Origin of the sequence: Vibrio sp. 10N.286.55.E10 (assembly GCF_002872555.1) — a bacterium.
GTDB lineage: Bacteria > Pseudomonadota > Gammaproteobacteria > Enterobacterales > Vibrionaceae > Vibrio > Vibrio crassostreae.
The window spans coordinates 44,715-58,634 of record NZ_MCSD01000020.1; the positions used below are offsets into that span (position 1 = coordinate 44,715).

A 13,920-nucleotide genomic window follows, 5' to 3' on the forward strand; every position below is an offset into this window, starting at 1 on the left:
GAATCTCGACTAAATTTCAAGCTAACACACTAAAAACCCACTTGATTGAAAGCATTAAATACCACTCTTAAGCCTTGAATATGCTAGTATCCACCCATATTTATAGCTTGAAAGTGACCAATTCGGCTTCGCGCCACTGAGTTTCTTTCCAACCTGTATATTCCTTTGAACCGACGAATATACCGTTAAATCAATTTTAAAGAGAAATCACTATGATCGTTGATTTGAACCTAATCCCACAAACGTTTGATATGCTTCACGCAGGCCTAACTGCATCAAGCGTTTTACTACTGCTAATTGCCGTTTCTCGTAAAACCAAAGTGGTTGAGAAAGTCGTAGAAAAACCAGTAGAGAAGATCGTTGAAGTTGAAAAGCCAGTTGAAAAAATTGTCGAAGTAGAAAAAGTTGTTGAAGTTGAACGTGTTATCGAAAAAGTAGTAGAAGTTGAATCTAAGCTGGCAACAGCCCCAACTGATTCAGCGATGCAGCTACTGTCTATCATGCAGCAAGAAGCGCGTTTAATTGACTTCCTAAAAGAAGACCTAACGTCATTCTCTGATGAAGAAGTTGGCGCAGCAGCTCGTGTTATTCACACTGGCGGTCAAAAAGTATTAGCAGACTACGTAACGCTTTCTCATATCCGCAGCGAAGATGAAGAAACACGTATCACTATCGCTGAAGGTTTCAACCCTCAAGAAATTCGCCTAACAGGCAACGTAACAGGCAATGCGCCATTCAACGGCACACTGGTTCACAAAGGCTGGAAAGCAACTGACATGAATCTGCCTAAGCTTGCTGAAAACTACGATGCATCTGTAATTGCACCGGCAGAGGTGGAGCTATAATGGAACACCAAAGTCATTCAGCTCAAGAGCATTCACAAGAACTATCTTCTCAAGAGCACCATCAGGCACCTAAGTTCAGTGTTGGTATCGATTTAGGTACCACACATTGCGTTTTGTCTTTCATCGATACAACCAATGAAGATGCACGCGTTGAGGTGATGCCAATCCCTCAGCTTACGGCTCCTGGTACAGTAGAAACTCGCAGCCAACTTGGCTCGTTCCTATACCAGCCGCACGAACATGAAATGAATGCGGGATCTCGCGTTCTTCCTTGGTCTTCAGAGCCGAAAGCACTAGTGGGTGCGATTGCTCGTAACCTTGGCTCTAAAACCCCTATCCGTTTGGTAGCAAGTGCAAAATCTTGGCTATGCCACGGTGGTGTAAACCGTCGCGATGCTTTCCTTCCTGCAGGCAGCCCTGAAGAAGTAGAAAAAGTATCTCCGCTTAAGACAACTGAACTGTACCTTGAGCACCTTAAAGACGCATGGAACCACGCTAACCCAGAACACAAATTGGCAGACCAAGACGTAACGATCACGGTTCCTGCTTCGTTTGATCCTGCGGCTCGTGACCTAACAGCAGAAGCTGCACGTAATGTTGGTTTCACTCACCTAACGCTTCTTGAAGAGCCACAAGCGGCTCTTTACAGCTGGATTGATAACAGCAACGACACATGGCGTGATGAAGTAAACGTTGGTGACATCGTTCTTGTTGTCGATATTGGTGGTGGTACAACCGACCTTTCGCTAGTTGAAGTAACACAAGACGACGGTAACTTAAGCCTGAATCGTATCGCTGTAGGTGAACACATCCTACTTGGCGGCGACAACATGGACTTAGCATTAGCTTACCGCCTGAAAATGAAACTGGCGCAAGAAGGCAAAGAGCTGGCTCCTTGGCAGGTTCAAGCCATGACTCACGCATGTCGTGATGCGAAAGAAGCACTGCTAAACGATGCTGAACTGCAATCTGTGCCAATCGTAGTACCAAGCCGTGGTTCTAAGCTACTTGGCGCAACACTGAAAACAGAACTGACTCAGCAAGAAGTACAACAAACATTGGTTGATGGCTTCTTCCCTAAAGTTGCTGTGACTGAGCACCCAGTACAAAAGACGCGTGGCGCACTGACTCAAATGGGTCTGCCTTACGCTCAAGATGCAGGTATTACTCGTCACATTGCTGCATTCCTTTCTAAGCAAGCGAACGCGCTTTCTGGAAATAGCGAAGCCGCTCAGCAAGATTTCAACCCGTTTGCAAACATGCCCGGTATGCCAGGTGCAGAAGCGCCTGCAGCTGACTTCATCAAGCCAACAGCAATCCTGTTCAACGGTGGTGTTCTAAAATCTAACCTACTTGCTGATCGTCTTTCAGACACAATCAACGAGTGGTTGATTAATGCTGATGCAGAATTTGCGAAACAACTTTCAGGCCTAGACCTAGATCTAGCCGTTGCAAGTGGTGCTTCGTACTACGGCGCGGTACGTCGTGGTCAAGGCGTTCGTATCCGTGGCGGTATCGCTTCTGCTTACTACGTAGGTATTGAAAGCGCGATGCCTGCAATCCCAGGTATGGCTCCTCCAATGGAGGCACTGTGTGTTGCACCATTTGGTATGGAAGAAGGCTCAAGCGTTCAAGTTCCTAGCCAAGAATTTGGTCTAGTGATTGGCCAGCCAGTTCACTTCCAGTTCTTCGGTTCAACAACTCGCCGTGAAGATCAAGCTGGTACTCACCTTGATCACTGGGCACCAGAAGAGCTCGATGAGCTTCCTGAAATCCAAGTGACACTGCCTGTTTCTGAAGGCCGTCGCGAAGGTGAAGTGGTTCCGGTTACTTTGGCTTCTCGCGTTACTGAGCTAGGTACTTTATACCTAGAAGCGATTGCCACTGACAATGGTCAGAAATGGCACGTTGAGTTTGACGTTCGTGAAGATACGAATAGCGACTCAAACGAACAAGCATAATGAATCAACGGCACCTTAGCGGGTGCCGTTACTTTATCAATGCAGTTCTCAACCTAGTCCTACCTGTTTTTCAGGAATGGCGTTTACGAATAACAACAATAAGACCAAAGCTATCAAAAAACTGGTCATCACTCTGGAAGAATAAGGTTTTGTATGGCAACTCCTCGTTTTTTAGTCGGCATTGACTTAGGCACAACGAATACGGTTGTCGCTTACTGTGAAATCAACGACGACCTACAACATGCTCCCGTTTCTCTTTTCGATATTGACCAACTCATCGGCCCCGGTGAAGTGGTTCGCAAGCCTCTACTACCATCATTTCGTTACCACCCTGCACAAGGTCAAATCTCCCCTTCTGACCTGACTATGCCCTGGGAACCAAGCCCAGTTGAAGGCGATATTAAGAACGTTATCGTTGGAGAATGGGCCCGTGAATTGGGTGCTAAGGTTGAAGGCCGCCAAGTGTCGAGTGCTAAAAGCTGGTTATCACACCAAGCGGTGGATCGTAACTCCGACATTCTGCCTTGGGCAGGCGCAGCTGATGTTGATAAAGTCTCGCCAGTTGTCGCAAGTGCAAGCTACCTGAATCACATTCGCCAAGCATGGAACTACCGCAACCCAAGCAACAAACTTGAAGACCAAGATGTTGTAGTGACGGTTCCGGCTTCATTCGATGAGACAGCACGTAAGCTGACACTTGAAGCCGCAGAACTCGCAGGCTTAGGCAAGATTCTATTACTCGAAGAGCCTCAAGCGGTATGTTACGACTGGTACGCTCGTCATCAACAAACGGCTGCGAAAGAGCTTCAACAGATCCCATTGATCTTAGTGTGTGATGTCGGCGGTGGTACTACCGACTTGAGCTTAATTGAAGCCAGCTTCAATGAGAATAGCGATGTAGATAATGCTGGCCATAACGAGCTAGCACTCGACCGTATCGGTGTTGGCGAACACTTAATGCTGGGTGGTGATAACCTAGATTTAGCCCTCGCTCACCTTGCAGAGCAGCGCTTCAGTCAAAACAAGAAGCTGAACGCCTCTAGCCTAACCAAACTGATTCAACAAACTCGCGCTGCAAAAGAAAGCTTACTTTCTGCTAATGCACCCGATGATGTGAAAATCACTATGCTGGGCAGCGGTTCAAAGCTACTTGGCGGTACCAAGAGTATTGGTTTAACCAAACAAGAAGTTCATCAAATCGCATTGGAAGGTTTCTTCCCGCTTTCTGAGTTTACTGAAACACCAGACAAACGCCGCAGTGCCGTGGTTGAATTCGGCCTGCCTTACGTTGCCGATCCTGCGGTCAGTAAACATGTTGCAGAGTTCCTAACGACACATCAACAAGTGTCAAAAGCTGCGTTGGAAAACTCAGACTCGATTGAGTTCGATGACACTAAGCCTGCTATCCCTGTTGGTGTGCTGCTTAACGGCGGTGTGTTCAACAGTGAACTTGTCACAGAGCGTATTACTCAGCTACTAGGTAACTGGAACGGCGCTCCAATCACAGTATTAGATAACCCTCACCCAGACTGGTCTGTCGCGCTAGGCGCAGTTGCCTTTGGTAAAGCACGTCGTGGCGCGCAACTGAAAATCGGTGGCGGTGCGGCTCGTTCTTACTTCTTACATCTACAAGAAAAGAACAAAATGGGTAAAGCGCTTTGTCTGCTTGCCAAAGGGACTGAAGAAGGCCAAGAAATACGTTTGAACAGCCGTCGTTTCTCACTGACTTTGGGTGAGCCGGTACGTTTCAATCTACTGACTTCAACGCACGATCAAATTGCTCATGACACCGCCATTCAAAATGGTGTGATGGTCAATGTCGATGCTGACTTGTTCTCCCCTCTTCCACCTTATATTTCTACGCTGGAAGGGTCTGGTACTGCAGAGCTTCAAGCTAACCAAAAGGAGCGTGTTGAAGTATTGCTCGCTTGTCAATTAACCGAAGTCGGCACATTGAAAATGGAGTGTGTGAGTACAGAAGATGACACCAAGCGTTGGTTGCTTGAGTTCGAAGTCAGAAACAAGCAAGGCGATGAATCCGACAACTCTAAACTTCATCCAAGATTGGATGAGTGTAAGGAGTTGATTTCTCGTCTGTACAGCGGCAACAAAAAGAGTGCTGAATCGAAAGAGATCAAAACACTATCTAAAGATCTTGAGAAGCGATTGGGTAAACGCGATGAATGGGACTTCACGACCCTTCGTCACCTGTTCGATACCTTTTCATTAGGTCGTAAGCGCCGTCGTCGCTCTGAAGCTCATGAGAAGAACTGGCTCCGTTTGGCGGGTTACTCTATGCGACCTGGCTTTGGTGATCCAACCGACTCATGGCGTATTGAACAAATTTGGGGGCTCTACCAACAAAACATCCAATTCCAGAACCATCAAGGTTGGACAGATTGGTGGGTATTCTGGCGTCGAGTTGCGGGTGGCCTGAATCAAGAGCAGCAAGAGAGTATCTTAGCGGACATCGCTAAGTACCTTCACCCAGGCGCAATGAAAAACCCTAAAACGGCCAAAGATGCACAAGACAATGGTTACGAAGCCATGGTGCGATTAGCCGCATCGCTTGAGCAACTAGAAGTTGAAGACAAGGTACTGCTGGCAAGTTGGTTCTTAAGCAAAGCGATTAATCATAACCAATTTGAACAAGCGCACTGGTGGGCGCTAGGTCGATTAGCATCAAGAACACCTTTGTATGGTAGCCAACACAGCGTGATTCCTAGAGAGCAAGCTGAACAGTGGTTACCAAAGCTGCTTGACCAGAATTGGCAGAAAGAGCAGATGATTGCCTTCGCGGCTGTGATGATTTGTCGTAAGACTGGCGACCGTCAGTTCGATATCTCTGATGACTACCGTGCTCAAGTTCTTGAAAAGTTAAAGCAAAGCAAGGTGCCAGAGTCTTGGCTAACGCTAGTAAGTGAAGTTACTGAGCTTTCTGAGAGCGAGTCTAAGCGCGTGTTTGGTGATGCATTACCAAGCGGGTTGAGCCTGATTAACAGCTAGTTTTAGGGCTAATTAGATTAGAGCACTAACGAGAAAAGAAAAAGCCACTTTCGGTTCGTTGAAAGTGGCTTTTTTATGGGTGGCTTAAGGCTGGTATGTTTAATCGACTTATAGCTTTTTGGTTAAGAGCCTTAGCCGTGTTGCAGTTAATCATTATTAATGTTTCGTTCCGGTTGGGTTAATTGGAAATTCGGTGTTTTCATAGATGTCTGATAACTTTTTCGGTTTCTTCTCTTTCTCTCCATTCTTAGATTGATTATGAGTTTCGCTTAAAAGCCATTGCTCATGCATTTTTGCCGAATCCAGAAAATCCGGATCCTCCATTGCTTCCTTGCGAAGTTTATTTACACGTTCGAGAGTATCCCAAATCATAATACTTCACCTCCACTAAGGCAGTACTATAAAGATAGCCCAACACCATAAAACTTCAACTAAGCCAATGAGATAGCGATCTCAATTTCGTGAATTTCCGCTTTTAAACGAGTAGGAATTCGATTCAATTTTCAGGTTCAAACAGTGGGTGTTTCGCAACAATCTTCAAAGATCCACCGACACAAAAAAAGCGAGCACTAGGCTCGCTTTTATACAGCTATACATACGTTCTAAAGCTTAAGCTCGGTTACCAATTTTCACCGTGCCATTTGTAGCAAACCAAAGTGCTTCTGAACGACGACGACCGAGTAGAATTGGACCGTCATCGTAGAACAAAAAGTTCTTCCAATGCTTCTTGAAAATCGCCCACTTTGTTTCAAGAACATTATATTTTTCGTAACAAAAATAAACAGTTACGTCATCTTGCCAATCGATAAAATTAAGAATCTCTTCTGGCATATCAGGCTCATCCGCTTCCCAATGCGCCATCCAGCTGATCTCTTCATTCCAGTTCGATGCTTTGCTTGGCCAGTCTTGCGAGCTTAGTCGTTCTGCGTCTGGGCTTTGAGGGCTCACGTTCTCTTTCCAGAACTGAGATGCTCTTGCCTGTGTCATTGGCTTAATCTTTTCCAAGTCCTCTGCTGGAAGCGGCATTGACTGGTGGGTGAAAATCCATTTTCTTTGGTATTCGTCCAAAGTTGTGTATGACATCAAAATTCCTCAAATATCTTCTCAGGCTGATGGATTACCATGCCTATCTGTTCTTTTTGATACAGCGGCGATTAGAGATCGCTTGATATTCGCTGCCTTTAAATTCGTTGTTAGCTTGTGCGCTTAAATACTATTTATTTAAACAGTGCGTCTGTCTTCCCAGTTTGGGTTAACCAACGCGGTCAGCACATGGTCTTCCCATTTACCGTTAATCTGTAGGTAGTCTTTGGCAAAGCCTTCTCGAACAAAACCAAGATGTTCTAATACACCCGCACTGCGTTCGTTGTGAGGCATGTAGCCCGCCATTAAGCGGTGCATGTTCTGCACATCAAACATGTAGTCCTTCGCCATGCTCAAGCCTCTGCGCATGTAACCGTGCCCCTGTGCGCTTTGAGCCAATGAGTAACCGACATTACAAGCGTAGAACGGAAAACGAGACAAATTACTGAACGATATGGTGCCTAACATTTCATTAGAGTCAGCGTTAATCAGTAAACAGTAATAGCCTAGCCCCATTTTATGAAGCTCGTTTAACTTGATCAGTCGCTGCGCCCAACTCGCTCTATCAAAGAACGCATCTTCGCGAATCGGTTCCCAAGGTTTCAGGTACTCTCTGTTAACCTGAAAGTACTCGCTGATCATGCCAGCGTCATCAATTTCAGCCGTGCGTAGAATCAGATTACCATCATGCTTATAAATGCGCTCTGGTGTACTCAAATCTTCCATAATCTTGTTCTTATTCGATCAGTTCTTTCTGATACCGTAATCACGAAGCTTATTCGCAATTGAGGTGTGGGATACATTCAAACGCTTTGCAAGCTTACGGCTTGATGGGAAAGACTGATAAAGCTTCTCTAGAATCTGAGATTCATAGTCTTTCATGATCTCATCCAGAGAACCATCTAAGCTTAAGTTCGCCATTCCTGCTGTCATGGTTTCAAGCTTTGGCAAGTGGAATTGCTCAACCGTTAGCGTGTCTGAATCCAACTCTGTTAATGCGCGTAGAACCATGTTGTCTAACTGACGAATGTTGCCCGGCCATTGGTAATTACCAAGCTGGTCGATTAGTTCTTGAGTCAGTTTTGGTTTTAACATACCTAATTGCTGCGCGTACTTTGAAACGAACAGTTCCAACAGTGGCGCTACGTCGTTTGAGCGTTCACGCAATGCAGGGATAGACAGAGTCAGTACATTCAAGCGGTAGAACAAGTCTTCACGGAACGAGCCGGAGTCTGCTAATTCAGAAAGGCGATGGCGCGTTGATGCAATAATACGAACATCCGCGTGCATCTCTTCTTCTTCACCCACACGACGGAATGAACCATCTTGTAGGAAACGCAGCAGTTTGATTTGTAGATGTGGGCTCATTTCGCCAATTTCATCTAAAAATACCGTGCCGCCATTCGCTTGCTCGAAAATGCCTTTATGCCCTTGTTCATGGTTAAACGAACCCGGTGCATGACCAAACAATTCGGTTTCCGCTACGTCATCAGGCATTGATGCACAGCTTAGAATCAAGAATGGGAAAGAAGAACGATTTGAACGGTTATGACACGCTTTTGCTAGCATCTCTTTACCCGTACCCGTATCGCCTTCAATTAATAGAGGCTGATCCAACATAGCCAATTTCTTAGCTTGGCTGATCAAAGCTTTATGGCGATTAGAGACACCAACAAAGTGTTCGAAACCTAGGTTGTTCTGTTCTGGAATTGAATCTGGCGAGTTCATCTCTTGATTACAAGAACGAATCGTCATTACTGCACTTGCCAGTACCGCTTCGTTGACATCACCACCAAGGTAAATTGGTAGGATTTCAATCGAGAAATCTAAACCATCCAACACGACAACTTCACGATGGCGCGTTACATCGCCTTCAATCCAACGAACAAAGTTAAAGCTAGGAACGAACGTCGCTAACGGTTCACCGATGACTTCGTCTTCTTGCTTGTTGAAGAGATTCAGTGCAGCGTGGTTAGCCATGTCGACTGAGCCTTTAAGGTCAATCGCAATCACAGGGTCAGGCAGGTTTGCCAGCAGAGCAATCAGCTCTGTGTTATGCCTTTCGCTTGGCATAAATTGGATTTTACGTACATCCTTCACACCTGAAATTCGGCGAATTTCAGCCATAAGCTCACTAAAAGCATCAAAATCGATATCAGGGCAATTTAGGTAGATAATGCCTTTAACATCAATTTCGATTCCTCTTAAATCAATGCTTTTTGAGGCCAAGATATCGAGCAACTCACGCGTTAAGCCGAGTCTGTCTTCACACAATACTTCAAGACGCACAAATAGTCCTATTATAGGTGTCAGGATAAGTTGACAGTAGTGTGGATTAAGCTCTGAGTTCAGTCAAGAAGAAGAGTAAACATATGTTTACTCTTCTTCTCAAACTATTGACCTTTCAATGCTTTATTTGAGAGTAATACGCTTTATTTCTGAAAGGACGGCTTTGCGGAGGTCTGCCAGTTTTACTTTTCGTTCGTTATGCCAAGGCATAGGACGCAGTAATGTCATGGCTTTTAAGCCCAGTCTCGCCGTAAGGATACCGACACCTAGCCCCTGCCCTGCTCGAGCTGAGACTTTGCCTGCAAGGTCCATCGAGACGAGATCCATGCTCGCATCAATCGCGAGTTCACTGGCTCCTGCAGCGGCCATGTTGATTAACACCAGTTTAAATAGCTTAATACGAGACCAGTAGCCAAGCTCGATGCCATACACATCAGCAAGCTTGTCTATCATGGTGAAATTACGCCACGCCACCAGCAACATATCAGCAGCAGCCAATGGACTCACTGCAACCAAAGCCGCCGATTCGGTCGAGAACTTAGTGACGATTTGAGTAGCCACTTTATCTTGCTGAGCAACAACCAACGCATCGTACATATCCAACACTTCTGCATCACTGTGTGCTGGGTTAATGCTGTTTCGCCACTTATCGTACGAAGGTGACTCAGCAATAATACCGCCTTGCTTGGCGATGTTTTCACAGAACGCTTTACCCTTGCCGACACTTTGGCTTTGCAAGAGTTCTTCACTCTGCTCTTGCACACTAAAGTGGTCTTTAAGCGAGCGCAGTTTCCATAGCTCTTTGCCTATTGCGCCTAAACCCAATGAAGCAATGGCAGCAATAAAGCCTGCCCAACCTAATGCAAGCCAGTCAGCAGTTTGAATCGCGGTAATGACCGAATCAATTGCTTGCCATCCAACGAGGCCAGAAAAAGCGATCAATAGACCCGTTCCAAACCACTTCTTCTTTTTACTCGGTCGAATCACTTGTTCCAATTGCTGTTCAGCTTCACCATCAAGGTCAGTTTCCACTTGTGGCGCGACGGGTACAAACTTCTCTTGTACCGTAAATAGCTTTTGAGCACCCAAATCAGGGGTAACTTCACTCTTATCAGGCTCGTCGAACGAGGTCTTCAACGGTTCATCAAAGACCTGCTTTGTTTTTAATTCACTCATTTTGATTGCCTCAATTACTTCAACTTGTCGCCAATGAGATACTCTAAAACCTTGTCGACTCTCAGATGCTGACAAGGCTCATCGGAGTGTTGCTCCATTGGCCTAAAGCTCGTGAAATCAAATTGGTTGGTTTCCCAATACTGTTTGTTCGGCAGTTTGCGCGGCACCTCACCCGGATACATGGTTTGAGGCTCGTTATTTAAAGTGACACCTTGCAGTGCTGGAACATTGTCTGAACCCGACGAAATATATCCCGCACTGGTCGCTTGAATAGACGCGATGCTCATACAACTCATGTCGATATGTTCAAACGCCGCCTGTTGCCAAGCAGGGTGTACCATCTGCTGTAACAGTGATACTAAGTTCGGATGTTGATCCGGTGTCACGTGATCGGCCTTGGTTGCGGCGAACAAAATCTTGTCGATCTTCGGCGCAAACAAGCGTCTTAGCATATTGCTTCGCCCGTACTTAAAGCTCTTCAATAACTGTTCTAACGCACCACGCATGTCCATGAAAGAGTCATAGCCTGCGTTAAGTGGTTGTAAGCAATCCACCAGCACGATTTGTCTGTCGAACGTGGCAAAGTGATTCTTATAGAACGCCTTTACGACCTTCTGTTGATACTCTTCATAACGCGCTTTTAAAACCGCATAGTTGCTGGTTTTCGAGAATTTACCCTCGGGCGCAGCACACGGGAAGAATTGCAGCACAGGCGCACCTTCAAGCTCACCCGGCAATACGAATCGACCCGGCTGTACCCAATGCAGTCCGTTACTTTTACAAGTATGAAGGTACTGGGTATAGCTATCGGCAATCGCGACCAGTTTCTTTTCGTCCGCTTCTGCTAGCAAATCGATATCACAACGCATTGCGTTCCACTGTTGCGAGTAGGTTTCTCTATCGCCTTTGAGTGCGGCGAATTGGGATTGGCTCCAAGTATCAAAGTCCATATCCAGCAAAGGTAAATCAAGTAGCCACTCACCTGGATAATCGACAATATCGAGATAAAGGGTGCTGTTTTTGCTCAGCAGCTTCTTTGCGCCTTTAGCTGGCTTATATTTGATGGCTAGACGAATCTCACTGACATCGCGCGTCGGCACTGGCCATTCTGGTGGCTGCGCATTCAAAGATTCCATCGCCTCATCATAAGAGAAGCGTGGGATCATCATGTTGTGTTGCGGGATGCGCTTTGCGCCAATAATTCTTCCATCTCTCGCTGATGCAAGTAGAGGCAGATTTTTGTGGGTAGACGTATGAAGAAGCTGATTAACCAGCGAAGTAATGAAGGCTGTCTTACCCGCACGAGAAAGTCCAGTGACCGCTACTCGAATGTGAGAATCCGTTCCTCTGCTTATAAAGTCACTCATTTCTTGAGTTAGGTGTTTCATTTGAACGACTCCGTGATAGTTAGGCTAGCTGATTATGATAATAGAGAGGCAAGCCTATGTTCTTTCCCTGTTGGGATAATATGTATGCTTTTGCTTGTTCTTTTACTAATAGTAATGAGTATGCAATACACATTCTTAATGCTAGATGAATAAAAGCCCCTGACTACATTCATAATCAGGGGCTTTAGGATTTTTCTGCGATATCCGACGTTTAATCGTCTTCAATCAACTTGTAGATAACAAACAGTGCAATCTCTGCGATTAGCCAAAGCGCACAAGTAATCGTCACGTATTTATTATCAAAGATACTGATTCCTTTCAAGATCAGGTCGTAGCCAACAAAAGCACCAATCACCACTGCCAAGATAATCTGTAGGATCTGAATAAAACGAGGCATTCCTCTCTCCTATATTCTTATATCAAACTATGTGTTTATCACTATATCATTGATAATAAGACAAAAGTGCAGATAATGCTGCACTTTTGTCTTTAACTTTCTGTCAAAAATTGCAATTCAAACGCTGAAGTTAGCGACAATTACGATTTTTTGGTTTCGGTTAATTACGCTTTTTCAGCTTCAGCAATTTTCACTTTCCACGTGTCAGGGCCGATCTGGTGTGCGTTCACGCCGTTAGAGTCAACCGCTACCGTTACTGGCATGTCTTCAACTTCAAACTCGTAAATCGCTTCCATACCGAGATCTTCAAACGCAACAACGCGTGCTTTTTTAATTGCTTTTGCGACTAAATAAGCTGCACCGCCAACCGCCATCAGGTAAACCGATTTATGTTGTTTGATTGACTCAACCGTTGCAGGGCCGCGCTCTGCTTTACCAATCATGCCCATAATGCCGGTTTCTTCTAGCATCATGTCGGTGAATTTATCCATACGAGTAGACGTTGTTGGGCCAGCAGGACCTACCGCTTCATCGCCTACTGCATCAACAGGGCCTACGTAGTAAATGAACTTACCTTTCAGGTCGACACCTTCTGGTAAACCTTCACCACTTTCAAGCATACCTTGAATACGCTTATGCGCTGCATCACGACCGGTTAAGATCTTACCTGATAGAAGAACCGTTTCGCCGGTCTTCCACTCTTGAACGTCTTCTTTAGTAATTTCATCAAGGTTAACACGGCGAGTATTTGCACCTGCTTCCCAAGTAATATCTGGCCACTCTTCTAACTTAGGTGGTGTTAGCTCTGCAGGGCCGCTGCCGTCTAATGTGAAATGTACGTGACGTGTTGCTGCACAGTTCGGGATCAAGCAGACAGGCTTAGAGGCTGCGTGCGTTGGCGCTGTTTTGATTTTCACGTCAACCACAGTTGTTAGACCGCCAAGACCTTGTGCGCCAATACCCAGTTTGTTTACACGGTTGAAGATATCTAAACGAAGCTCTTCTTCAGCGTTCTCTGGACCTTTGTCGATAAGCTCTTGAATATCGATGTGCTCCATCAGAGATTCTTTTGCTAGTACTGCTGCTTTCTCTGCCGTACCGCCAATACCTATGCCTAGCATGCCCGGTGGACACCAGCCCGCACCCATGGTTGGTAAGGTCTTCTCTACCCACTCTGCAATATCGTCAGAAGGGTTCAGCATAACCATCTTAGTTTTGTTCTCAGAACCACCGCCTTTCGCTGCGATTTGGATTTCAACTTTGTTGCCCGGAACCATATTAATGTGAACAACCGCTGGCGTGTTGTCTTTAGTATTAATACGCTTACCTGCAGGGTCCATTAGGACAGATGCACGCAATGGGTTATCTGGGTTGTTGTAAGCTTGACGAACGCCTTCATCAACCATCTGTTGTACTGTTTGATCCGTTTCCCACCTAACATCCATACCGATGTTCACGAAACAAGTAACAATACCCGTATCCTGACAAATTGGACGATGGCCTTCCGCAGACATACGCGAGTTGATAAGAATCTGAGCGATCGCATCTTTAGCTGCTTGGCTCTCTTCTTTCTCGTACGCTTTTTCTAGGGCTTGGACAAAGTCTAAAGGGTGATAATAAGAAATGTACTGAAGTGCGTCAGCGACACTGCTGATCACATCTTGCTTACGAATAACCGTCATTGCATGCCTCTTTATTGTTCTGGTTCCATGTGGGTTCACAGTTTGGCTATATATGCCAAATCGAATTAGGTGGTTTAGCTTTTTATTGTGTTG

General features: G+C 45.6%; 11 protein-coding genes. 3 read left to right on the forward strand and 8 right to left on the reverse strand.

Features of this window, described 5'->3' with window-relative positions; genetic code table 11:
- The first annotated feature begins 212 nt into the window (after window positions 1-212).
- From BCV39_RS12780 to BCV39_RS12790, 3 genes are all read left to right on the forward strand, one after another.
- Window positions 213-845 carry a DUF2760 domain-containing protein gene (locus BCV39_RS12780; protein WP_048658430.1) on the forward strand — a complete coding sequence of 211 codons (633 nt, stop codon included), beginning with the start codon at window positions 213-215 and terminating at the stop codon, window positions 843-845.
- Window positions 845-2,806, forward strand: coding sequence for an Hsp70 family protein (locus tag BCV39_RS12785; RefSeq protein ID WP_102432736.1), 1,962 nt, complete (start codon window positions 845-847; stop codon window positions 2,804-2,806). Before BCV39_RS12780 ends, BCV39_RS12785 begins: the two co-directional genes overlap by 1 nt.
- A gap of 153 nt (window positions 2,807-2,959) precedes the next feature.
- A complete protein-coding gene (locus BCV39_RS12790) occupies window positions 2,960-5,812 on the forward strand; it encodes an Hsp70 family protein (protein ID WP_102432737.1) in 2,853 nt (950 codons plus the stop codon).
- Between the two features lie 156 nt (window positions 5,813-5,968).
- On the opposite strand, the gene BCV39_RS12795 is transcribed toward BCV39_RS12790, so the two are convergent.
- From BCV39_RS12795 to BCV39_RS12830, 8 genes are all read right to left on the reverse strand, one after another.
- Window positions 5,969-6,184, reverse strand: a complete 216-nt coding sequence (locus BCV39_RS12795; protein WP_017108192.1) for a hypothetical protein — start codon at window positions 6,182-6,184, stop codon at window positions 5,969-5,971.
- Window positions 6,185-6,421: 237 nt separating this feature from the next.
- On the reverse strand, window positions 6,422-6,895 hold the full coding sequence (locus BCV39_RS12800) for a DUF2947 domain-containing protein (RefSeq protein WP_102432738.1): 474 nt from the start codon (window positions 6,893-6,895) through the stop codon (window positions 6,422-6,424).
- A 138-nt stretch (window positions 6,896-7,033) separates the two neighbouring features.
- The gene (rimJ, locus tag BCV39_RS12805; RefSeq protein ID WP_048658426.1) at window positions 7,034-7,621 is read right to left on the reverse strand and encodes a ribosomal protein S5-alanine N-acetyltransferase; all 588 of its coding nucleotides are present in this window, start codon (window positions 7,619-7,621) and stop codon (window positions 7,034-7,036) included.
- Window positions 7,622-7,639: 18 nt separating this feature from the next.
- Entirely contained in the window at window positions 7,640-9,184 is a 1,545-nt protein-coding gene (gene tyrR / locus BCV39_RS12810) for a transcriptional regulator TyrR (protein WP_102432739.1), read from the reverse strand.
- A 123-nt stretch (window positions 9,185-9,307) separates the two neighbouring features.
- Window positions 9,308-10,360, reverse strand: a complete 1,053-nt coding sequence (locus BCV39_RS12815; protein ID WP_102432740.1) for a TIGR01620 family protein — start codon at window positions 10,358-10,360, stop codon at window positions 9,308-9,310.
- A 14-nt stretch (window positions 10,361-10,374) separates the two neighbouring features.
- Window positions 10,375-11,748: a YcjX family protein gene (locus BCV39_RS12820; RefSeq protein WP_102432741.1), complete on the reverse strand. Its 1,374-nt coding sequence runs from the start codon at window positions 11,746-11,748 to the stop codon at window positions 10,375-10,377.
- 211 nt (window positions 11,749-11,959) lie between these two features.
- A complete protein-coding gene (locus BCV39_RS12825; protein ID WP_004734731.1) occupies window positions 11,960-12,145 on the reverse strand; it encodes a hypothetical protein in 186 nt (61 codons plus the stop codon).
- A 164-nt stretch (window positions 12,146-12,309) separates the two neighbouring features.
- The gene (locus BCV39_RS12830; protein WP_009847029.1) at window positions 12,310-13,827 is read right to left on the reverse strand and encodes a fumarate hydratase; all 1,518 of its coding nucleotides are present in this window, start codon (window positions 13,825-13,827) and stop codon (window positions 12,310-12,312) included.
- Window positions 13,828-13,920 lie beyond the last annotated feature (93 nt).